Raw genomic sequence first — 20,858 nt, 5'->3', positions numbered from 1 at the left:
GAAAGCTTCGTGTTCGTGAGTACCCTTCCCACGGTCGTGGGAACGACTCGGCCGACGGCGCGGACGGCGGGCGTCACGAAGCGACTGCGTCAGCTCGACCCGGACGCGTTCGTCTCCTTCTGTGCGGCGCTCTGGCGCGCGCGCGGGTACGAGACACGGCGCGAGGGAGACCGGTTCGTCGCCCGACGCGCGGACGAACGCCTGGTCGTCCTCCCGCGACCCGCGCGCGGACCGTTCGAACGACGCGCCGATGCCGTCCTGCGGTGGGCCCGCGGGGTCGCCGACGGGGAGTCCGCCGTCGACGTCGTCGTCACCCCGGTCGACGACTCCGGGGCGTCCCGCCTCGCAGACCGCGACGACGCCCGCCTCGTCGGTCCGACGGGGCTCGTGGACCTCCTGCTGTACGGCGTCTCCCGTGCGGAGGCCGACGCACTCGCCACCGAGCACCTCGGGGTGTCGACGACGGCCCTCCTGTCGACGGACGCCACCACGACCGACACAGGGACGTCCCGAGCCCCGACGCCGACCGCCGTCGCGGCCGTCGTGGGTGTCGCCTGCCTCGTGCTCGCGGCAGGGCTCGCTGGCGTGTGGGCCCCGTCGCCGACGGCGACGCCAGACGACGCCGCCCCGCCGCTTCTGACCGGGGCGGGCACCGAGCCACGGAACGCGACCGACAACTCGTCGGGGACGCCGACCGGGTCGAACGCGTCCGTCGAACGGTACCCGCCGGGGGTCGGGGCGGACTCCGTCGACGCGCAGCGGCTCGCCCGCGCACACGCGACGGCCGTCTCGAACCGCTCGTACCGGCTCATCATCCGGCAGTCCGACACCGACGCGCTGGACGGGGACCGGCGCTGGGACGGCGTCTGGCAGCACGCCGTCGTCGCGAGTGACGGCACGTGGCTCTACACCGTCCTCGGCTACGAGTCGCTGGAGAACGAGTCGTCGCTCGTCCAGTACACGCGGTACACCGACGGCGAGTTCGTCTACCGCCGCACCGACGCCCGGAACGGGACGGTGTACGAGCGGACACCGGCGCGCGTGGACGAGGGGGTCGGGGTACACGCCGACCGGACTCGTCGCTACGTCTCGCGGTATCTCGCGACCACTGACGTCGAAGTCGACCGCGTCTCGTGGCGTCCCGACGAGCACCGCATCGTCGCGACGGGCCGACCGGTGTCCATCGACGGCGGCGTCTCGAACTACACGGCGACGGCGTTCGTCGACGAGACCGGTTTCGTCTCGGAACTGACCGTCGAGTTCACGCGCACCGACGCGCGGGACGCCGACGACGAGTCGGTTCGCTTCCGATTCGAGTACGCGGCCGTCGACGACACCGAGGTCCGACCGCCAGGGTGGTACGACGAAGCCCGGGCCGCAACAGGGACGAACGCCACCCGCGAGTGATCACTGCGTCTCGACGAACGCGACCACGTCCGCGAGTTCTTCCTGCGCGATTCCGTGGCCGGTATCGTACGCCTCGTAGGTGACGGCCGCGCCCATCTCCCGCAGTCGGTCCGCGGCCGCGGCGACGCGCGATTCGGGGATGACCTGGTCGGCACGCCCCGCCCCGAGGAACACCGGGGTGTCATCGAGGTCCGCCTCGGATTCGGCGTGAGATGCGGCCAGATAGCCGTGGAGGCCGACGACCCAGTCGTAGCTGGCGGGTGATTCGACGAGGAGCCCTGTGCTCGTAATCGAGCCCTGTGAGAACCCGAGAAGACCGACGGTGTCGACGTCGAGCGCCTCGCTCGCCGTCGCGGCCGTCTCCGCGGCGTGGTCGAGACTCCGGCGGAAGTCCCCGGCGTGGGGTTGGCTCCGGTGGAGGTCGCCGTCGGGCATATCGAGTTCGTACCACGTGTACCCACCCATGAGTCGGGCGGGCGCGCGGAGACTCAGCACGTGCGCCGGCGGGAGGTGGTCGGCGACAGGGAGGAGGTCGGTCTCGTCGGCACCCCTGCCGTGGAGGACGACGACGAGCGTGTCGTCGCCGACAGCCTCGGCTGGCGGCCGATAGACGTACTCGAGGGGGAGTTCGACGTCGAGCGTCTGTCCTGACATCACCCTCCGTAGGGGAGCGACCCGCAAGAACCCCCAAGTGACACCCGTGTCACCACGTCGTCTCGCCGGCGGGACGGCTCACTCGTCGCGACGGCCGATGCCGAGGGGTTTTCGACAGTTCGCACAGAGGTAGAGGTTCTGCGTGGCCTCGCCGTAGCCGATACCGCCCTGCGGTTTCGACGTGACCTCTCTCACCTCCTCGACGTCCATCTGGTCCGTCGATTCGATGGTCTCTCCGCACTCGGGGCACTGGATCGACGCTGTTGCCATACCGGTCTGTCGTCGCGTGATATATTAATGACACCAGCGTCGTGTGCGCGCGACGCACGAGCGCGACGGCGTCGTCTCACCCACTGTCCGGGACGAAACGCCGACGTTAAACGAGTCGACACGCAATGGATGGCAATGAGCAACGACGCCTACTCCGAGGGCGACCTCCGGAAGACGGGGATGGCCCTGAAGCACGACCGGGAGTGGGATTACGAACTCGACCGCATCGTCGACGCCATCGAAGAGCGCGACGCGACGACGGTCGGGCTCCAGTTCCCCGAAGGCCTCAAGCGCCGGGCTCCGGCCGTCGCCGACGACCTCCGCGCGCTCACCGACGGCGTGACGTTCATGATCTCGGGCCAGCCGTGTTACGGTGCCTGCGACCTCGACACCTTCTTGATGCGCCGCTCGGACGTCTTCGTCCACTTCGGCCACTCGCCGATGAAGGAGTCGGACAAGATCATCTACGTCCCCCTGTTCTCGAACGTCGACCCCTTCCCCATCCTCGAAGACGCCGTCGACGAACTCGACGAGGGGGAGGTCGGCCTCGTCACGACGGCCCAGCACATGAACCGCTTCGGCGAGATGGTCGAGTGGCTCGAAGACCGCGGCTACGAGGTCCAGACGCGGAGGGGAGACGAGCGGCTCACCCACGAAGGGCAGGTCCTCGGCTGCAACTACGCCTCCGCAGACATCCCCGCGGACCAGGTCCTGTACGTGGGAGGCGGGAAGTTCCACCCCCTCGGGCTGGCGATGGAACACCCCGACAAGAACGTCGTCATCGCCGACCCCGTCAACAACGTCGTCACCATCGCCGACACGGAGAAGTTCTTGAAACAGCGCTTCGGCGCGGTGCACCGCGCGATGGACGCCCAGACGTGGGGCGTCATCTTCTGTACGAAGATCGGCCAGGGCCGGTGGGAGCAGGCGGAGCAGATCCTCTCGGAGAACGACGACGCTTACCTCGTGACGATGGACGAGGTGACGCCCGACCGCCTCCGCAACTTCGACTTCGACGCGTTCGTCAACACCGGCTGTCCACGCATCACGACCGACGACGGCCCCCGCTTTCACAAGCCGATGCTCACCCCCGGCGAGTACGAGATCGCCGTCGGCAACAAACCGCTCGAAGAACTCTCCTTCGACACCTTCCACGGCACCTGGTAAGCCACCGCGGCCCGGACGCTTTTGTCGCCCCGCGACACAGCGGGGCTATGCAGTGTGACCCCATCGGCACGGTGTCGACGCCGTTCGAGACGACCAGCGACGCCCCCTCGCAGGGGTGTCACGGCGACGCGGAGGGCGTCGTCCGCGTCGACGAGGCGTACGCCGCGGGCCTGTCGGGGTTCGACGCCGACACCGTCGTGGTCGTCTGGTGGGCCGACCGCGCGGACCGCTCGGTGCTGACGCTCGACCGCGACCCCGCTCGCGGCGTGTTCACCTCCCGGTCGCCCGCGCGTCCGAACCCGGTCTGTCTCACCGAGTGTCGCGTGACCGACGTCGACGTCGAGTCGCGGACGCTCCGGCTCCGCGGCGTCGACATGGCCGACGGCTCGCCGGTCATCGACCTGAAAGCCTCGCTCGCCGACCGACACGAGTGACAGCGACGACCCCGTCCCGTACTCACTCGCGCCGGGTCACCTGTCGCTCCACGTAGTCGACCGCCTCACGGGGTGTCTCACAGGCGTGGACGCCCTCGACCGCGTGCGTTCGAAGCCCGGCGACGGGTCGGTCGAAGACGAACGCGAACCCGATCTCCGAGAGGGTGCCGCCGCTCCCGGCGACGGCGACGACGGCGTCGCCGTTCATCACGACGAGCGGGTTGCGCGCGTGGCCGAGCCCCGTCGCAATCGCCGTCTGGACGAACTCGTTCGCCTCGTCGACCCGTTTGCCGGGGAGTATCCCGATGGTGTGCCCGCCGGCCTCGACGGCACCGTCACAGACGGCCGTCATGACGCCCCCGAGCCCGCCACAGACGACCGTGTGTCCGCGTTCGGCGAGACGGCGGCCGAGCCTCCTGGCGACGTCTCTCGTCGCGGTATCGACGTCGCTCCCGCCGACGACGCTCACGCGCATCGGTTGCTGTCTCCCCCTGTCTTCGGTCTCATCTCTCCCTGGATGAGCCACGCCCGTATAGTTCAGGCGGGTCGCGGCGTCACGTCGTCGGACGTCCCGACACCGAGCGTGCGGAGCGCCTCCGACATCTGACCGAAGTGGGCCGTCCGACGCGTTTCGGATGGCATGGTTTATCACGTGTGACGGCCGGGGGTAAATGTCTTTCTCCCCGACTCTCAACGTGAGCAACATTAAACGGCCCGCGAGGACGCCGAGCGCACGGGGGACCCTGTCGACGTCGTGGGGAACGCGTGGTCGTGTGCGCCTCCTCTCCGTTCGGTCGCAGGCGACGCACAGCCAGCCGTCTCAGTAGACCAGTTCTCCGGAGATGAACTTGCGCGTCCGCTCGTCCGTCGGGTTCTCGAAGACCGTCCCCGTGGGACCGATTTCGCTGAACCCGTCACTCAGGAGCACGCCGACGCGGTCGGCGATCCGTTCGGCCTGGTGCATGTCGTGGGTCGCGACGACGACGCCGATTCCGCGGTCGCGCGCTTCGGCGACCGCTTCTTCGATCAGCCCCGTGTTCCGCGGGTCGAGGTCGGACGTCGGCTCGTCGAGCAGGAGGTACGTCGGTTCGTACGCGAGGGCTCGGGCGAAGGAGACCCGCTGGGCTTCACCACCCGAGAGCGACTGCGCCTCCTGGCCGACCTTGTCGCTCAACCCGACGACGTCGAGCGCCTCCGCGACCGCCTCCGGCGTCCCGTTCGACCCGCGAACCGACCACAGCTGGTCGGTGAGTCGTTCGCTCCAGGACTGACGCACGCGCAGTCCGTACTCGACGTTCCGCGCGACCGTCGCGTCGAACAGACTCGCCTCCTGGAACACCATCCCGATCCGGCGGCGAAGCGCCAGTCGTTCGCTCTCTTCGACGTCCCACACTGCCTGTCCGTCCAGCTCGACCGTTCCCGCCGTCGGTCGGAGAGACACCGCGAGGATTCGCAACAGGGTCGTCTTCCCGACGCCCGAGGGACCGATGATTCCGACCACTTCGCCGGGCTTGACCGACATCGAGACGTCGCCGAGCACGGGCTCGTCGCCGAACGTGTGAGAGACGTTCGAGAGCCGGATCATCGGTTCATCGTCCCCGTATCGCCGACCCGGACGACGATGGTGTTGATGGTCAACACGAGCGCCACCAGCACCGCCCCGAGCACCATCGCGGTCTCGTACTGCCCCTGACGGGCTTCGAGCTGGATGGCGGTCGTCAGCGTTCGCGTCTTCGAGATGCCGTCGGCGCTCGTGATGTTGCCGCCGACGATGAGGACCGACCCGACCTCGCTGATTGCCCGGCCGAACCCGGCCAGAATCGCCGTCGCGATGCCGTACCGTGCCTCCTTGAGGACGACGAGCGCCACGTCGAGGCGCGTGCCGCCGAGGACGCGAGCGGCGTCGCGGACGTTCTCGCTCACGCCGGTGATAGCGGCGAGGCTGATTGCCGTGATGGGCGGCGTCGCGAGCACGAACTGTGACATGATCATCGCCTCCTTGGTGAAGATGAGCTCCAGCGGCCCGAGCGGCCCCCGATTCGAGACGGTGAACAGCACGAGCAGGCCGACGACGACGCTCGGAAATCCCATCCCCGTGTTGATGACCGACTTCACGAACTGCTTGCCAGGGAAGTCGGTGAAACCCATCACGATGGCGACCGGGATACTGAACAGTGTACTCAGCGCGACGGCGATGACGCTCACGTACAGCGAGACGTAGATGATACTCGAGACGTAGCCCTCCCGGAACGGGAGGTCGACCACGGCCGGCAGCTGTGCGACCGATTCGAGCGGCACGTTCACTCGTCGGAGGAGTCGCTACTCCACCCTTCCGGTACGTACTGCTGGAAGTCGGGGTTCTCCGAGACCGCCTCGGGGAAGAACAGCTGTTCCTCGTTGACCTGGTAGCTCGAGATGGCGTCCTGCGCCCCGGGGCTCGTGATCCAGCCGATGTACGCCATCGCGAGGTCGTAGTTCGCGTTGTCGTGGACGCCAGGGTTGACTGCCATGATGCCGTAGGGGTTCGCGAGGATTTCCGGGCCACCCTCGATGGGGCCCTGCACGAGGATAACGAGGTCGACCTCGGACCGCTGAGAGATGAACGTCCCGCGGTCCGAGAGGGTGTAAGCGTCCTGCTGGTTGGCGACGTTCAGCGCCTCGCCCATCCCGGTCCCGGTCTCCTGGTACCAGTCGCCGCCGGGTTCGGTCCCCGCGGCCTCCCAGAGGTTGAGTTCCTTCGTGTGGGTTCCGGAGTTGTCCCCGCGGGAGACGAACGTCGCCTCCGCCTCGGCGATGGCGGTGAGCGCCTCTGTCGCCGAGCCCATCCCCTGGACCCCCGCCGGGTCGCTCTCCGGTCCGACGATGACGAAGTCGTTGAACATGAGGTCGCGACGGTTGACGCCGTAGCCGTTACGCATGAACTCGTCTTCGAGCCCGCGGGCGTGGACCATCACCACGTCGGAGTCGCCGTTGCGAGCCGACTCCAGGGCCGCACCCGTCCCCTGTGCGACCGCGTCGACGGTTACACCGTACATCTCCTCGAAGTCCGGGTGAATCTCGTCGAGCAGCCCCGTATCGTACGTACTCGTCGTCGTCGTGAGCGTCAGCGTCTCGCCGGCCACTCCCGCCTGTTGTTGTTGCTCCTGTTGCTGTCCCGTGCCACCGCTCTGTGTGCAGCCAGCCAGGCTCGCAACTGCCCCGACACCCATCGCCTTGATGAAGCTCCGCCGTTGTATCGTCATAGATACATCGATTGCCCCCCGGGTAAAGTACGTTACGTTGTCACCCGGCCCGCAGGACACGGTGGCCCCGGAGCAGGCGATTCGACGGGGACGTGCTGGCGTCGTCGGCCAGTCCGCCGCCCACCCCTTCGGGAGGTCTATAACGGGCGGGACCGTACGACAGCGCGTGGACTCGGACGGAATCCCAGACGCCGCAGTGCGCATCGAGTCCGACGGTGTCGTCTTCGACGCCCGCGACGTCGCGCTCCTCCGCGCCGTCGACGAACACGGCTCGTTGAACGCCGCCGCGGGGGCACTGGAGCGGTCGTTCGCCCACGCACAGCGACGGGTCGTGGAGTTAGAGGAGGCGTTCGGGTCGCTCGTCGAACGCCGCCGCGGGGGCGCGGGCGGCGGCGGCAGCGAACTCACCGACCGTGCGCGAGAGCTCCTCGCGCGGTTCGACCGGCTCGGTGCCGAGTTCACCGGCGTCGCCGACGCCACTCTCTCCGTGTTCCCCGGCACGGTCGTCGAACTGCACGGCGAACTCGCGACGGTCGAGACGGTTCCGGGGGCGGTGCTGACGCTCGTCCCTACAGATGTGGGCGTCGACCGGGAGGTGGAGGTGTCGGTCAGAGCCGACGCGGTGACGGTCGAACTGCCCGAGGAGGCCCCCGCTCCCGACGCGACGAGCGCCCGGAACCGCTTCGAGGGTCGCGTGTCGGAGGTCGTCACGGGGGAGGCGGTCGGCCGCGTCGCGGTCGACGTCGGGACCGAGACACCCCTGTGGGCGATTCTCACGACCGACAGCCTCGACCGTATGGCGCTCGGGGTCGGTGCCGACGTGGTCGTCTCGTTCAAGGCGACGGCGACGCGAGCGATTCCGCAGTCGTGACTCGGGTGTATCCACAACGCTTAGACGGGCCCCCGTCGAACGCCTCTCCATGTCGACATCCGACTGGGGCGACTGGCTGCCCCGTGCCGTCGCGGACGCAGACCCCGACACCGTCGCCGTCTGGTATCTCGGTTGTAACGGCTTCTTCCTGAAAGGGCGCGAGGGAACGACGCTCGCCATCGACCCGTACGTCGGTCTCGGGGACCCGCCGCGGACCGTTCGAATGGTCCCGGTTCCGTTCGCCCCCGAGGACGTCGCCGACCTCGACGGGCTGTTGGCCACGCACGAACACACCGACCACGTCCACGGGCCGAGCCAGGCACCCATCCTCGCCAACACGGGCGCGACCCTGTACGGGCCGGACGACGCGCTCGCCGTCGCCCGCGAGGACGAGGCCTGGACCGACAACTGGGACGTCACCGACGAGCAGTTCGAGGAGGTCACGGAGGACGATACCTTCGAAGTCGGCGAGTTCACGGTCAACGTCGAGGCCTCGTTCGACCCCGACTCGACCCACCCGGTGTCGTACGTCATCGAACACGCCAGCGGGACGTTCTTCCACGGCGGCGACACCAAGCCCGCCGAGGAGTTCGTCGACATCGGCGAGCGCTACGACATCGACCTCGGCGTGCTCGCGTTCGGGGCGGAGGGCAACATCCCCGACAAGGAGACCGGCGAACCCGTCCACACGAAGTGGTACGCGAACGAGAACGAACTCGTCCGCGCGGCGAAGGACCTCCGGCTCACCCGCTGTCTCCCCTCTCACTGGGACATGTGGAAGGGCATGACCGCCGACCCGACGGTCCTCCACCACCACGCGGCGTCGTTCGCGTACCCCGAACGACTGGAGGTCGTCGAAATCGGCGACCGCGTCGACCTCTGAAGACGAGCCGGAGACGTTCCCTCCTCCCCGAAATTCTCTGTATTGATAGATACCCCCGCACATTTTATGTGAGCGCTCACGGTACCACCTCGCATGAGTTCCGACCCCAGTGCCCAAGAGACGCGTTCGGTCACGGAGGGCCCGGTGACGGTGACGAAGTCGTTCGAGGCCGAGGAGTTCCCCGTCCCCGCCGTGAAGTTCGTGATCGAGTCCGACGCCTCGGAGCCCGTGAGTATCAGACTGGCCGATTCCATCCCCGAGCCGTTCCCGATGGAGAACGTCGGGTTCCACCCCGATTTCGAGAAGGATAACTGGACCGCGTACAAGAGCCACCGGGTCGAGTACGACAGAACGCTCGACCCCGGCGAATCGACGGTCACCGTCTACGGCGTCCGACTCGACGACACGGACGTCGGACCCGACGCGTTCCTCACCGAGCCGACGCTCGCCCGCCTGGACGCGGACGAGGTGGGGACGGCCGACGAGGCAATCGACGACGTTCTCGGCGAGGACTCGAACCAGCTCGTCCGCGACGTTCTCTCGGGTGAGCGCGACGGACTCCCGGGGCTGGGCGAGGAGAACGGGGTCGACGCGCCCGACCTCACGATGGACGCCGCCGGCGGGGAGCCGAACCCGGAGGACATCACGCTGGAGCTGAACGAGCGTGACGCCGGAGGCGACGACACGGCAGACGCGAGCGATGCCCCACGCCCGGACGCGTTCGACGGCTCGGGCGCGTCCGCGACCGAAGCCGCGGCGCGCGCCGTCGTCGCGGCGGTCGACGAGCCCGATGTCGCCGGGGCGGAGGGAGAGACGGGGACGGAGCCGCAGGAGGATCTGGACTTGAACCTCGACCTCGACGACGACGGCGATTCGCCCGCAGAGACCGAATCGGAGACGGCGGCCGACACGGACGTCGCGATCGAGGACGCCGAACACGCCGGGGGACCGCGGGTGACGGCGGGGAGCGTCGTCGCGGCGCTCGCGACGGAACTCGAACGCGAGGACGCCGACTCGGACGACGTGGTGACGCTTCGGGAGGCTCTCGGCACCGAGACCGGTTCGACCGACGGGTCGGTCCCCCGGAGCGTCGACCTCCGCATCGAACGCCTCCAGAGCCAGGTCGAAGACCTCGCGGCGTACTCGGCGGGGCTCGAAGCGTTCCTCGACGAGGAGGGCACGGCGGAGGAGCTCATCGAGGGGTTCCGCGCGGACGTCCACGAGATGACCGACACGGTCGACGAACTCTCCGCGGCGGTCGACGCGGCCGAAGCCGACCGTGACACGCTCCACGGCGACGTGAACAGCCTCCAGTCGGGATTATCGGGCGTCGACGACAGGATAGACAGCCTCGAGGGGCGGTTCGACGAGACGACAGACCGACTGGACCGCGTCGACGACCGGCACGACGAGACGACCGAGCGGCTGGACTCCGTCGAGGACCGCTTCGAGGAAGTGACCGAACGGCTGGACCGCGTCGACGACCGACACGACGAGACGACCGGGCGGCTGGACTCCGTCGAGGACCGCTTCGAGGAGATGACAGAGCGGCTGGACCGCGTCGACGACCGACTCGGTGCCATCGACGAGCGGTTCGACGACCTGGCCGACCAGGCTGCGCACGCCGACGAGACCGCCGAGCGTCTCGACGAGGAGATGGGTGAAGTGCGCGACGAGCTCGCGGCGCTCGACGGCGACATCACCGCGGCACACGAGGCAATTGAGGAGGAGACCGCGCCCGTGCGCGAGGACGTCGCCGACCTCCGCGAGGAACTCGCGGACCTCGACGAGACCGTCGCGGAGTTCCGCGCGTTCCGCGACCGGCTGAGCAACGCGCTCGGGCCGATGGTCGGGGGCGGACCCGGCGGTGACGCCGGGGAGGAGACGACGGCGTCGGCTGAGAGCAGCGGAGAGAACGGCGACGAGGTCGAGAGTGCCGGGGAGAACGACGACGAGCCCGAGGAGGGTGAGGACGCGGACGAAGCCGGCTCGTAGTTCGGCGGCTGTGCCCGTGGCACACGACCGCTAGCCGGCGGCGAAGCGCAACCGGTTTATGAGCGGTTGTCCACACTCAACCAATGACTGCGACGGTGCGCGTCGCCGTCCCGCGCAAGGGACGGCCGCTCGAGGCGGTGCTGGAACGCCTCGCGACGAACGTCGGTGTCGACGACCTGGCCGACGAGATCGCCTCGACGCTCCGATACGAGAAGAGCGTCACCAAGGGGCGCTCCGAGCCCGACCGCGACGTGTACGAGCGGCTGGCCGACTACAGCGACCTCACGGACCCGCTCCGCCCGGAGTTCAGTCTCCTGCGCGACGACCGCGACGGGATGCCCCGCCGCATCGTCTTCGACTCAGTCGAGATCGACGCCGGCGACGTTCGACTCCACCTCGTCGGGCGCGAGGAGCCGTTCCGCGCGCTCCGGACACACGAGTTCGCGCTCGGATTCGACAGCGCCGACCTCGTCCTCGAGGAGGTCGTCTCGCTGGACACCGACGGCATCGCCAACCTCGCGGACGTGAACGCGCGTATCGACCCGATGGAGTCCGACGTCCGCGTCGTCTCCGGGCTCGGTGACACCGTCTATCACACGCTGATGGCGACACCCGAGACCCTGCCTCCCAAGGCCGACCTCGACCGCGACTTCGTCCGCGACTACCAGGGGCCGCTCTGCATCTCGCCGCGGTACGAGCGCCTTGTCGAGGCCGTCCTCGGGACGGACGCCATCGAGCACGTCGACTTCGTCTACCCCGACGAACCCGCAGAAGAAGAAGCCGCAATCGCCGACGCGGGGCTCGGTGTCTATCTCACCGTCACCGGCTCGACGGCGCGCGAGCACGGCCTCGTCCTCGGCGACCACCTCTTCCCGAGCGAGACGGTGCTGCTGGAGAACCGGACCGAAGTCGACCGACACGCCGACGCGGCCAAAGACCTCCTCTCGGTGCCGACCGACGAGACGCAACTGGTCGTCTGAACGTCGAAAGACCCTCTTACCCCCACCCCTGTGTGGTGGTATGTCCGACGAAGCCGAGAGCCGCGTGTGGACGCTCGCACAGCGACCGACCGGAACCCCCTCCACCGAGTGTTTCGACCTCGAGACGCGTGAGAGACCGACACCGAACCCGGGCGAGGCACTCGTCCGCGCGCGCTATCTCTCCGTCGACCCGTACATGCGCGGTCGGATGCGGGCGGGGGAATCTTACGCCGAACCGTGGGACGTCGGTGCACCACTGCGCGGCGGTGTCGTCGGCGAGGTCGCCGACCCCAACGGGACCGGATTCGAGACGGGCGACCTCGTCGTCGGCAACCTGGCGTGGGCCGACTACGCGACCGCCCCCGCACACGAACTGACCCGCGTCGCGGTCGGAGACGTCCCGGCCTCGACGGCGCTGGGCGTGCTCGGGATGCCCGGACGGACCGCGTACTTCGGCACCAGAGCGGTGGCCGAACCACAGCCCGGCGACACGATGGTCGTGAGCGCGGCCGCGGGGGCCGTCGGCTCCGTCGTCGGACAGCTCGCGAAGATGGCCGGCGCGCGGGTCGTCGGCACCGCCGGCTCAGAGCGGAAGGTCGAGTGGCTCCACGAACTGGGCTTCGACGCGGCCATCAACTATCGCGACGTCGACGACTACGGGGACGCGCTCGCCGACGTGGCTCCCGACGGCGTCGACGTCTACTTCGACAACGTCGGCGGGCCCCTCACCGACGCGGTCTTCGACCACCTCGCAACCGACGCCCGGGTCGCCGTCTGTGGACAGATCGCCCTCTACAACGCCGAGGAGCGGCCGGTCGGTCCGCGAAAGCTCGGGACGCTCATCGAGACGCGCGCTCGCGTCGAGGGGTTTCTCGTCAGCGACTTCTCGGCGCGGTTCGAGACGGCGACCGCCGACCTCCGGCGGTGGGTCCAGGCCGGTGACCTCCAGTATCGAGAGACCGTGACCGACGGGCTCGAACGGGCACCCGAGGCGTTCTTGGGCCTGTTCGAGGGAGAGAACATCGGCAAACAGGTCGTGAAGGTGTGACTTACTCGTCGCGTTGACGCATGCTCTGACGTGTGAACTGCGGTTTGACGCTGAGTCCCCGCGACCGACGCCGCATCGCCCGGGCGAAGAAGAGGCCGACGACGGCAGTTCCGACGGCCGTCACTTCGGCCGCGAGGACGTCTGAGAACGCCAGCAGGACGGTCGTCGAGAGCGCACCGGCCGCGAAGAGCAGTCCCCAGACGACGCGACTCGCGAAGCGGTCGAGTGACTCGTTTCGCTCGACGAGGTCGACCTCGACCGTCACGCTCTCGCGGTCGAGGTCGGTGAGGACGTCGTCGATTCCGACCGGTGTGCCGACGATACCGCTCACGACCTCTCCCACGTTCTGCCCGAACCTGTCGGCGAGCGCCCGGACGTTCTCCTCGTTCTGACCCTGCTCGCGGACGTAGTCGTTGACGACGGCGATGAAGTCGAAGTCGTCGTCGAGCGTGCGGCAGACGCCCTCGAGGACGGTCGACACCCTGACGATGAGCGCGAGGTTCTGCGGGAGTCGAAGCGGGAACTCGTACAGCGTCCCCTGGAACTCCGAGACGATCTGGCGCACCTCGTACACCTCGACGCCGCCGCCGCGGAGACTCTCGAAGACGAGCTCGAACACCTCCCGCATCCACTCGCGGTCGACGCCGGGGTCCAGCGCACCGAGTTCGACGAACATGTCGATGACCGTCTCGACGTCGTCGCTCGCGACGGCGACGTAGAAGTCGAAGAGCTTCTCGCGGGTGCGGGCGTCGAGACGACCGGTCACGCCGAAGTCGTAGAAGACGATGGTCCCGTCGGGCTGGATGGCGATGTTACCCGGGTGCGGGTCCGCCTGGAAGAGTCCGTGGTCGATTATCATGTCGATGTAGGTCTCTTCGAGGCGGCGGACGAGCGCCTCCCGGTCGAGGCCCATCCCGTCGATGGCGTCGACGTCGTCGATCTTCACCCCGTCGACGTACTCCATCGTCAGGACTCGCCCGGTGGAGTACGCTGAGAGCGCACGGGGGATTTTCACGTTCGGGTCGTCGGCGAAGTTCTCGCCGACGGCCGTCAGCATCTCGGCCTCGTGGGCGTAGTCGAGTTCCTCGCGGATAGTCGTCTCGAACTCGTCGGCGAGGTTCTCCATGGTGAACGCCTGCCCCGGCGGTGCCACGCGGAGGATGAGTGGGAGCAGCGTCTGCACCACGCGCAGGTCCGCCTCGACTCGACCGACGATTCCCGGCCGGCGCACTTTCACCGCGACCTGTTGGCCATCGACGACAGCGGTGTACACCTGCCCGAGCGACGCCCCGCTGATGGGTTCGGTGTCGAACTCGTCGAACGTCTCGTCGATGGGGCCGAGGTCGGCCTCGACGAGGGGTCGTACTTCTGCCCAGGGGTCCGGTGGGACGCGGTCTTGGAGCTGTGAGAGCACCGTGATGTAGACGGGTGGGAGGACGTCGGGTCGAGTCGAGAGGATCTGTCCGATCTTGATGAACGTCGGCCCGAGAAACAGCAGTTGTTCGAGGAGGTACTCGGCCCGTCGACGCCGGTCAGCCTCGGTGATGTCCCGTGAGCGACCGAAGATGAGGAACCGACGTCTGTCGCGTGCGTGTGTGACGACGAGGGGCAGGAACGACCACACCACGACCACGAACCGTCGGTACGAGCGCAGCGTCATCCGAACCCCCGACGGTGGGTCGACGCCCGCCTCCGTATGCCCTGACACGTCGTGAGGGAAGGGAGCGGTGTGGTTAAACGTGATGACTGACCGCGTCCCACCGCGACGGAGACGGTCCGTCCAACACCGTCAGCACGTCTTAATAACAATATTAATTAAATTGAGTAGAGATGGCACCAGAGAACAGACAGACATATAAAATAAATATAGGATAGAAAAAGAATAATATATGAAAATAGTCGCCGATTACAATAAATATCGTGCTTCAAATCACAAAATATAGTCAGTGCAAAAAGCAGGTGGCTGTGTAGTACAATTAATTATATCTATAAAGCCGGCGACGAGGCCGGATTGGCGACCCTGTTGGCCGGCCCTTACATTACACATATACATCTGTAATTCACATCGGCGCACCGACGGCCAGTTCGCCGTGTCGAAGGCCTCCCGGTCGCACCGGGCGATACGTCGAGTAGTGGGACAGTGCTCACTGCGGGTACGCCAGGTTGAGTTCGATCTCGTTCGCCATCCCGAGCATCAGGTCGGGCACCTCGACTTCGAGTTTCTCCCCTTTCATCCGGTGAGAGGGCCCCGAGACGCTCAGCGCACCGAGAACCTCCCCGTTCGCGTCGCGAACCGGAACCCCGACGGCGTTGAGTCCGCGGAGGTTCTCCTCGCGGTTGAACGAGAACCCGCGCTCACGGACTGCGGCGAGTTCGGAGCGCAACTCCGCCTCGTCGGTGACCGTCTGGTCGGTGACCGCTGCGAGGCCGTGCTGTTCGAGTATCTCGCGGATGCGCTCCTCGGAGAGGTTGGCCAGAATCGCCTTCCCGGCGGCCGTCGAGTGGAGGTGGATGCGTCGTCCGACGCCCGAGTCCGTCTGGACCGCGTGACTCCCCGTCTCGCGGTAGATGTAGACTCCTTCGCCGTTCTCCTCGACGATGAACTGCGCTCGTTCGTCGAAGCGCTCCGCGAGCGTCTTCACGTGTCCCTGGATGAGGCGGAACTCCGACCGGTGGTTCCGGACCTCCTCGCCGAGTTCTAGGAAGCGCAACCCGAGTCGATACTCGTCGCCTTCGCGCACGATGAACCCGAGGTTGGTGAGCGTCGTCAGGTGCGCGTGGACCGTGCTCTTCGCCAAGCCGGTTTCGGCAGTCAGTTCCGCGAGGCTCGCCGTTCGGTGCTCCCGAATTCGTTCGATGATCCCGAACGAGAGCTCCACCGACCGGATGTTGTCGTCGGAGTGGGCGATGTGGTCCATGTGCTGGATATCCAGTAATCGGCAGTGATTCTTAACTCTACCCCCTGTCGTCAGCCCAGAAACACACGAACGCGGGTCGACCTGGGCCTTAGTTCAGATGCGTTCATCTCTGCCGAACAGTCGACTCCCGGCCGGAGCGCGGTGCGCCGACTGCCGACCGGGCCGAGCACGCCCGCTCGGTGTGGTGAACTCACGTGGCGTTGTCCGTTTTCGCGGACTCTACGTGTGTTGTTCACGTGGAGCGTGTCTGGTCGACTCTCCCATTCTTCGTTCCCCACTGCCGAACAGTCGAACGGCCCCTCCGACCGTCCTGGACACTCACCGAGCCGTCACGCTCGGCAGTCGCCGGGTCGTGACCGACCGTCGACCGGCCGTCGACCGACCGACGGTTTCAGTACGAGCGCGGGAGTCCGAGTACCTTCTCTCCCAGATAGTTGAGCACGAGTTCCTGGGTGATTGGGACGAGCCGTGTCAGGCGCGCCTCGCGGAAGTAGCGCTCGACGTCGTACTCCGTCGCGACGCCGAATCCGCCGTGGGTCTGGACCGCCGCGTCGGCCGCAGCGAACGCCGCCTCGCTCGCGAGGTACTTCGCCATGTTCGCACGTGCGCCGACGTCCGTCCCGGTCCCGTCGTCGACGACTTTGGCGGCGCTGTAGGTGAGCTGTTTCGCGGCCTGCACCTCGGCGTATGCCTTCGCCAGCGGGTGCTGGATGGCCTGGTTCTGCCCGATGGGACGACCGAACACCTCGCGCTCGTTGGCGTAGTCGACGGCCCTGTCGATTGCGAGTTCGCCGAGGCCGAGACACTCGGCGGCGATGACGAGCCGTTCCTCGTTCAGCCCGTCGAGCACCTGGTAGAAGCCGTCCCCCTCCTCGCCGACGAGTCTATCGGCGGGGACCCGGAGGTTCTCGAACCAGAGTTCGAACGCGTGGACCGCGTTGCTCGCCGACTTCGAGATGGGCTTCATCTCCAGGCTCCCGGCGTCGACGGCCTCGTCGATGTCGACGAGGAACATCGAGATACCGCGAGTTCGTTTCTCCACGTCGTCGAGGGGAGTCGTCCGCGCGACGAGCAAGATGTAGTCGCTCGCGTCGACGCGGGAGGTCCAGATCTTCTGTCCGTCGATGACGTACTCGTCGCCGTCGCGTTCGGCGAACGTCTCGATTGCCGTCGAGTTCGACCCCGCGTTCGGTTCGGTGAGCCCGAACGCCTGGATGGCGGTCTCACCCCGTGCGACCGCGGGGAGCACCTCCCGCTTCAGCTCCTCGCTCCCGTATCTGACGATGGGGACGGAGTTGTAGATGCCACCGTGGATGGCTTGCGAGGCGGTGAACCCGCCGCCCGCCCGCGAGATCTCCTCCATCATGACGACGGTTTCGGGCGTCCCCATTCCGGCCCCGCCGTACTCCTCGGGGAGGAGGATACCGAACCAGCCGTGTTCGCCGAGTTCTTCGACGAACCTCGTCGGATACGATTCCTCGCGGTCGCGTTCTCGCCAGTACTCGTCGTCGTACCCTTCACAGATCTCTCGGACGCTGTCTCGGACCAGCCGCTGCTGGGCTGAGAGCTCGACGATGTTCGTCGCTCGGGTCATTCGTCCCGACTAAGCGAGTCGGTGAGATAAGCGTATACCCTCGCCGAACCTGACACGGAACAGTGCAGTCGTCACAACGCTTAACATCTCGTTGCGTGTTACATCACGTCGTGACAGGGTACCGCACACAGCAACAGTGGACCGTACCATGGCGGGGACAACCGGCACACCCCGCCGATGGGTGACCGCCCGATTTCCTCGCGCCTCGCCGGGGACGTCCGGTCGGTCGCGCCGGAGCGGGCCGCGGCCGAAATCCCCGACGACGCCACACTCGTCCTGAGCGGGTTCGGGCGCGCGGGCTACCCGAAGGCCGTGGCGCTCGCACTCGCCGAGAGCGGGCGCGACCTCTCTCTCACCGTCATCAGCGGCGGGAGCGTCGGCGACGAGGTCGACACCGCGCTCGTCGAGGCCGGTGCCGTCGCGCGGCGCTTCCCGTATCAGGCCACGTCGGCCGCCCGGACCGCCGTCAACGCGGGGCAGATCGCGTTCCACGACCGGCACATCTCCCGGCTCGGCGACGAGGTCGCGTTTGGCCACTACGGGACGCCCGACGTCGCACTCGTCGAGGCCGTCGCCGTGGGTGACGACTGGCTCGTCCCGACGACGTCTATCGGGCACACGCCGACGTACGTCGCGTCAGCCGACCACCTCATCGTCGAGGTGAACCACGCACAACCGCTCGCGCTCCAGCACCTCCACGACGTGTTCGACCGCGGGACGCCGCCCACCCGACCGCCGCTCCCGCTCTCGTATCCAGGTGAACGCATCGGCTCGCCGCGCATCCCCTTCGACCCCGACAAACTCCTCGCCGTGGTCGAGACCGACCGCCCCGACACACCGTACACCTTCCGAGCGCCGACGCGGACGGACGAACGAATCGCCGACAACCTCGCCACGTTCCTCGCCCGCGAGGTGGAGACGAACCCGACGTTCGACGACGCTCTGAACCTCCAGTTCGGCGTCGGAAGCCTCGGGAACGCGCTGATGGGGGCGTTCGCCGACGCCGACTTCGGCGACCGAGTCGTCTCGTACTACGGCGAGGTCATCCAGGACGGCCTCCTCGATATGCTCGACGCGGACCGTCTCGCCGCCGCCAGCGCCGCCTCGCTCGCGCTCTCGGCCGAGGGCCAACAGCGGCTGTTCGCCGACATCGAACGCTACGCCGAGCGGGTCGTCGTCCGCAACGCCGACGTCTCGAACAACCCGACGCTCATCGACCGCTTCGGCGTCGTGGGGGTGAACAGCGCGCTGGAGGTCGACCTCTACGGCCACGTCAACTCGACGCACGTCGGAGGGACGCACGTCGTCAACGGGATCGGGGGGAGCGGCGACTTCACCCGGACGAGCACGCTCTCTGTCATCGCACTCGCGTCGACGGCCAAAGACGGGACGATTCCGCGTATCGTCCCGATGGTCCGACACGTCGACCACACCGAACACGACGTGAGCGTGGTCGTGACCGAACAGGGCGTCGCGGACCTCCGCGGCTGTTCGCCACGCGAGCGCGCCGTCCGACTGGTCCAGTGCGCTCACCCCGACTTCCGTGCCGACCTCGATGCGTACCTCGACCGCGCCGAACGGGGCGGGGGAAACATCCCCCACGACCTCGACAGCGCCTTCGACTGGCAGCGGGACTGACCGCGTCCGCGTCCCCGACCCAAACGTTCGTATCACCTCCCGACGTCAGCCCAGTCGAACATGGCTGACGACAGCGACCACGAACGGCGACTGGTGAGCGGCTGGGAGGGACGGTACTACGAGGACTTCAGCGTCGGTGACGTCTACAAACACCCCTACGGGCGGACCGTGACCGAGACGGACAACGTCTGGTTCACGAACGTGACGATGAACCTCAACCCGATGCACTTCAACGAGGCGTACGCCTCCACCACTGAATTCGGCGAGCGCCTCGTCGACGGCACGTTCGTCATCGCGCTCGTGGTGGGCATGAGCGTCATCGACGTCTCCGCGAACGCGACGGCGAATCTGGGGTACGACGAGGTCCGTCACCACGCGCCCGTCTACCACGGCGACACGCTGTTCGCCGAGAGTGAGGTGCTGGAGAAACGTGAATCGTCCTCTCGGGACCACGTCGGTATCGTCACGACCGAGTTACGAGCGTACAATCAGGACGACGTGAAGGTCATCTCGCTGAAGCGCACCCCGATGGTGCTCAAACGCGAGTACGCCCAGCCCTCGGCGGCGAAGCCGACGGGATGGCCGGAGGGAATCGGCACCCAGCCCGAAGACCTGGACGGCGAGTGAGGTGCAGAAACGGGGGTGTCACTCACTCGGGGGTGCGGTGGCGCGTGGCGTCGCGGACTCCGGTCCGCGACCCGCGTGCGAGGGATGAGCGAGTGAACGAACGGAGTGAGTGAACGAGTGAATCGGCTGGGGAGGGTGTGGCTTCATCGCGCCCGGCTGCCGCGGGCCGACTGCCGAATCCACGCGTTCGTCCTGCCGTCAGGGCGCGTGCGCATCGATGCACTCTGTCTTGTCTCCCTGTACGCTTCTGATTCCAGCGCGAACTGCTTTATCCTCTCCGCGTGACCTGCGACCGAGGAACACGATATGTCCGACGAGCAATCCCCGGCGATTCGCATCAAAGCCATCAACCCCAACACGACGCAGGCGATGACCGAGAACATCGAGCGGCAGGCCAACCGCTACACCGCCGACTCGACGCAGGTCACCGCCGTCTCGCCCGAACGCGGCCCGGTCAGCATCGAGTCGTACTACGACGACTATCTCGCCGTCCCCGGCCTCCTCGAAGAGGTCCTGAACGCCGCCGACGAGTACGACGCGTTCGTCGTCGCCTGCTGGGGCGACCCCGGCCTCGAAGCCTGCCGCGAGGTGACCGAGAAGCCGGTGGTCGGTATCGCCGAAGGCTCGATGTACGTCGCCAACATGCTCGCGGCGACGTGGTCCGTCGCCACCATCCTCCCCCGCGCGAAGCACTTCATCGAGGCCGCCGTCGTCAAGACCGGCCTTTCCGACCGCTGTGCGTCGGTCCGGTGCACCGATTTGACCGTCGTCGAGACCGAGGAGGCCCGTGACGCCACGTTCGAGGGATTGCTGGAGGTGAGTCGCCTCGCCATCGACGAGGACGGAGCCGAGGCCATCTGCCTCGGGTGTGCCGGGATGGGCGGCCTCGCCGAACGGTTAGAGGAAGAACTGCCCGTTCCGGTCGTCGACAGCGTCGGTGCCGCGGCCGTTCTCGCCGAGTCGCTCGTCCAACTCGGCAAGACCACGAGCAAGGTGATGACGTACAAACCCCCCGAGCCGAAAGCGCAGAGAGGGTACGCGGACATCTACCAGTTCCGCGACGACACGCCCGCGGCCGACGACTGACTTTTCGCTCCCCTGAGCGCTACAGCTAATAGCCCTCTGTGTGT

Annotated in this window: 20 protein-coding genes; 11 read left to right on the top strand and 9 right to left on the bottom strand. The window is 67.3% G+C overall.

Features of this window, described 5'->3' with window-relative positions:
* Positions 1 to 36: 36 nt before the first annotated feature.
* Complete coding sequence (locus tag E6N53_RS19435) at positions 37 to 1,407, top strand: hypothetical protein (protein ID WP_142861092.1); 1,371 nt, start codon at positions 37 to 39, stop codon at positions 1,405 to 1,407.
* Here the strand turns inward: E6N53_RS19435 and E6N53_RS19430 are convergent, their stop codons facing one another.
* Together E6N53_RS19430 and E6N53_RS19425 are read right to left on the bottom strand one after the other, a co-directional pair.
* Entirely contained in the window at positions 1,408 to 2,061 is a 654-nt protein-coding gene (locus tag E6N53_RS19430; protein WP_142861091.1) for an alpha/beta hydrolase, read from the bottom strand.
* Positions 2,062 to 2,139: 78 nt separating this feature from the next.
* The gene (locus E6N53_RS19425) at positions 2,140 to 2,331 is read right to left on the bottom strand and encodes a hypothetical protein (protein ID WP_142861090.1); all 192 of its coding nucleotides are present in this window, start codon (positions 2,329 to 2,331) and stop codon (positions 2,140 to 2,142) included.
* 135 nt (positions 2,332 to 2,466) lie between these two features.
* On the opposite strand from E6N53_RS19425, the gene dph2 reads away from it, so the two are divergent.
* Both dph2 and E6N53_RS19415 read left to right on the top strand, forming a co-directional pair.
* A complete protein-coding gene (gene dph2 / locus E6N53_RS19420; protein WP_142861089.1) occupies positions 2,467 to 3,498 on the top strand; it encodes a diphthamide biosynthesis enzyme Dph2 in 1,032 nt (343 codons plus the stop codon).
* 47 nt (positions 3,499 to 3,545) lie between these two features.
* The gene (locus E6N53_RS19415) at positions 3,546 to 3,932 is read left to right on the top strand and encodes an SAM-dependent methyltransferase (protein WP_142861088.1); all 387 of its coding nucleotides are present in this window, start codon (positions 3,546 to 3,548) and stop codon (positions 3,930 to 3,932) included.
* A gap of 22 nt (positions 3,933 to 3,954) precedes the next feature.
* Here E6N53_RS19415 and E6N53_RS19410 read toward each other — a convergent pair whose 3' ends face one another.
* The 4 genes from E6N53_RS19410 to E6N53_RS19395 all read right to left on the bottom strand — a co-directional run bounded on the left by E6N53_RS19410 (position 3,955) and on the right by E6N53_RS19395 (position 7,174).
* Complete coding sequence (locus tag E6N53_RS19410; protein WP_142861087.1) at positions 3,955 to 4,407, bottom strand: TIGR00725 family protein; 453 nt, start codon at positions 4,405 to 4,407, stop codon at positions 3,955 to 3,957.
* 345 nt (positions 4,408 to 4,752) lie between these two features.
* Entirely contained in the window at positions 4,753 to 5,517 is a 765-nt protein-coding gene (locus E6N53_RS19405; RefSeq protein WP_142861086.1) for an amino acid ABC transporter ATP-binding protein, read from the bottom strand.
* The gene (locus E6N53_RS19400; protein ID WP_201740279.1) at positions 5,514 to 6,230 is read right to left on the bottom strand and encodes an ABC transporter permease; all 717 of its coding nucleotides are present in this window, start codon (positions 6,228 to 6,230) and stop codon (positions 5,514 to 5,516) included. The genes E6N53_RS19405 and E6N53_RS19400 overlap by 4 nt, the downstream gene beginning before the upstream one ends.
* Before the next feature lie 2 nt (positions 6,231 to 6,232).
* The gene (locus E6N53_RS19395; RefSeq protein ID WP_142861085.1) at positions 6,233 to 7,174 is read right to left on the bottom strand and encodes an ABC transporter substrate-binding protein; all 942 of its coding nucleotides are present in this window, start codon (positions 7,172 to 7,174) and stop codon (positions 6,233 to 6,235) included.
* Between the two features lie 166 nt (positions 7,175 to 7,340).
* Here E6N53_RS19395 and E6N53_RS19390 point away from each other — a divergent pair, with 166 nt between their 5' ends.
* From E6N53_RS19390 to E6N53_RS19370, 5 genes are all read left to right on the top strand, one after another.
* Entirely contained in the window at positions 7,341 to 8,045 is a 705-nt protein-coding gene (locus E6N53_RS19390; RefSeq protein ID WP_236642429.1) for a TOBE domain-containing protein, read from the top strand.
* A gap of 49 nt (positions 8,046 to 8,094) precedes the next feature.
* On the top strand, positions 8,095 to 8,928 hold the full coding sequence (locus tag E6N53_RS19385) for an MBL fold metallo-hydrolase (RefSeq protein ID WP_142861083.1): 834 nt from the start codon (positions 8,095 to 8,097) through the stop codon (positions 8,926 to 8,928).
* Positions 8,929 to 9,021: 93 nt separating this feature from the next.
* Positions 9,022 to 10,923 (top strand): coiled-coil domain-containing protein, encoded by a 1,902-nt coding sequence (locus E6N53_RS19380; protein WP_142861082.1) that lies wholly within the window; start codon positions 9,022 to 9,024, stop codon positions 10,921 to 10,923.
* An 83-nt stretch (positions 10,924 to 11,006) separates the two neighbouring features.
* The gene (locus E6N53_RS19375; RefSeq protein WP_142861081.1) at positions 11,007 to 11,903 is read left to right on the top strand and encodes a phosphoribosyltransferase HisG-related protein; all 897 of its coding nucleotides are present in this window, start codon (positions 11,007 to 11,009) and stop codon (positions 11,901 to 11,903) included.
* A 40-nt stretch (positions 11,904 to 11,943) separates the two neighbouring features.
* A complete protein-coding gene (locus tag E6N53_RS19370) occupies positions 11,944 to 12,951 on the top strand; it encodes an NADP-dependent oxidoreductase (RefSeq protein ID WP_142861080.1) in 1,008 nt (335 codons plus the stop codon).
* Between the two features lies 1 nt (position 12,952).
* Here E6N53_RS19370 and E6N53_RS19365 read toward each other — a convergent pair whose 3' ends face one another.
* The 3 genes from E6N53_RS19365 to E6N53_RS19355 form a co-directional block, all read right to left on the bottom strand.
* A complete protein-coding gene (locus tag E6N53_RS19365; protein WP_236642428.1) occupies positions 12,953 to 14,659 on the bottom strand; it encodes an AarF/UbiB family protein in 1,707 nt (568 codons plus the stop codon).
* Between the two features lie 436 nt (positions 14,660 to 15,095).
* Positions 15,096 to 15,869 (bottom strand): IclR family transcriptional regulator, encoded by a 774-nt coding sequence (locus E6N53_RS19360; protein ID WP_142861079.1) that lies wholly within the window; start codon positions 15,867 to 15,869, stop codon positions 15,096 to 15,098.
* Between the two features lie 391 nt (positions 15,870 to 16,260).
* A complete protein-coding gene (locus tag E6N53_RS19355; RefSeq protein ID WP_142861078.1) occupies positions 16,261 to 17,463 on the bottom strand; it encodes an acyl-CoA dehydrogenase family protein in 1,203 nt (400 codons plus the stop codon).
* Positions 17,464 to 17,640: 177 nt separating this feature from the next.
* Here E6N53_RS19355 and E6N53_RS19350 point away from each other — a divergent pair, with 177 nt between their 5' ends.
* The 3 genes from E6N53_RS19350 to E6N53_RS19340 all read left to right on the top strand — a co-directional run bounded on the left by E6N53_RS19350 (position 17,641) and on the right by E6N53_RS19340 (position 20,814).
* A complete protein-coding gene (locus E6N53_RS19350) occupies positions 17,641 to 19,101 on the top strand; it encodes an acetyl-CoA hydrolase/transferase C-terminal domain-containing protein (protein WP_142861077.1) in 1,461 nt (486 codons plus the stop codon).
* Between the two features lie 60 nt (positions 19,102 to 19,161).
* Complete coding sequence (locus E6N53_RS19345) at positions 19,162 to 19,728, top strand: MaoC family dehydratase (protein WP_136591854.1); 567 nt, start codon at positions 19,162 to 19,164, stop codon at positions 19,726 to 19,728.
* Positions 19,729 to 20,034: 306 nt separating this feature from the next.
* Positions 20,035 to 20,814 (top strand): aspartate/glutamate racemase family protein, encoded by a 780-nt coding sequence (locus E6N53_RS19340; RefSeq protein ID WP_201741208.1) that lies wholly within the window; start codon positions 20,035 to 20,037, stop codon positions 20,812 to 20,814.
* The last annotated feature ends 44 nt before the right edge of the window (positions 20,815 to 20,858 follow it).

The sequence above is a fragment of the Salinigranum halophilum genome, from assembly GCF_007004735.1.
GTDB classification, from domain to species: domain Archaea; phylum Halobacteriota; class Halobacteria; order Halobacteriales; family Haloferacaceae; genus Salinigranum; species Salinigranum halophilum.
Note: the sequence above shows the minus strand (reverse complement) of the source record. Positions and strands in the feature narration are given on the sequence as shown.

Bases quoted from the DNA above. Each gene is read 5' to 3' on its own strand.
- E6N53_RS19405 (WP_142861086.1), bottom strand. From the start codon at position 5,517: ATGATCCGGCTCTCGAACGTCTCTCACACGTTCGGCGACGAGCCCGTG.
- E6N53_RS19360 (WP_142861079.1), bottom strand. From the start codon at position 15,869: ATGGACCACATCGCCCACTCCGACGACAACATCCGGTCGGTGGAGCTC.
- E6N53_RS19410 (WP_142861087.1), bottom strand. From the start codon at position 4,407: ATGCGCGTGAGCGTCGTCGGCGGGAGCGACGTCGATACCGCGACGAGA.
- E6N53_RS19380 (WP_142861082.1), top strand. From the start codon at position 9,022: ATGAGTTCCGACCCCAGTGCCCAAGAGACGCGTTCGGTCACGGAGGGC.
- dph2 (WP_142861089.1), top strand. From the start codon at position 2,467: ATGAGCAACGACGCCTACTCCGAGGGCGACCTCCGGAAGACGGGGATG.
- E6N53_RS19345 (WP_136591854.1), top strand. From the start codon at position 19,162: ATGGCTGACGACAGCGACCACGAACGGCGACTGGTGAGCGGCTGGGAG.
- E6N53_RS19355 (WP_142861078.1), bottom strand. From the start codon at position 17,463: ATGACCCGAGCGACGAACATCGTCGAGCTCTCAGCCCAGCAGCGGCTG.
- E6N53_RS19395 (WP_142861085.1), bottom strand. From the start codon at position 7,174: ATGACGATACAACGGCGGAGCTTCATCAAGGCGATGGGTGTCGGGGCA.
- E6N53_RS19350 (WP_142861077.1), top strand. From the start codon at position 17,641: ATGGGTGACCGCCCGATTTCCTCGCGCCTCGCCGGGGACGTCCGGTCG.
- E6N53_RS19430 (WP_142861091.1), bottom strand. From the start codon at position 2,061: ATGTCAGGACAGACGCTCGACGTCGAACTCCCCCTCGAGTACGTCTAT.
- E6N53_RS19415 (WP_142861088.1), top strand. From the start codon at position 3,546: ATGCAGTGTGACCCCATCGGCACGGTGTCGACGCCGTTCGAGACGACC.
- E6N53_RS19385 (WP_142861083.1), top strand. From the start codon at position 8,095: ATGTCGACATCCGACTGGGGCGACTGGCTGCCCCGTGCCGTCGCGGAC.
- E6N53_RS19375 (WP_142861081.1), top strand. From the start codon at position 11,007: ATGACTGCGACGGTGCGCGTCGCCGTCCCGCGCAAGGGACGGCCGCTC.
- E6N53_RS19425 (WP_142861090.1), bottom strand. From the start codon at position 2,331: ATGGCAACAGCGTCGATCCAGTGCCCCGAGTGCGGAGAGACCATCGAA.
- E6N53_RS19340 (WP_201741208.1), top strand. From the start codon at position 20,035: ATGTCCGACGAGCAATCCCCGGCGATTCGCATCAAAGCCATCAACCCC.
- E6N53_RS19370 (WP_142861080.1), top strand. From the start codon at position 11,944: ATGTCCGACGAAGCCGAGAGCCGCGTGTGGACGCTCGCACAGCGACCG.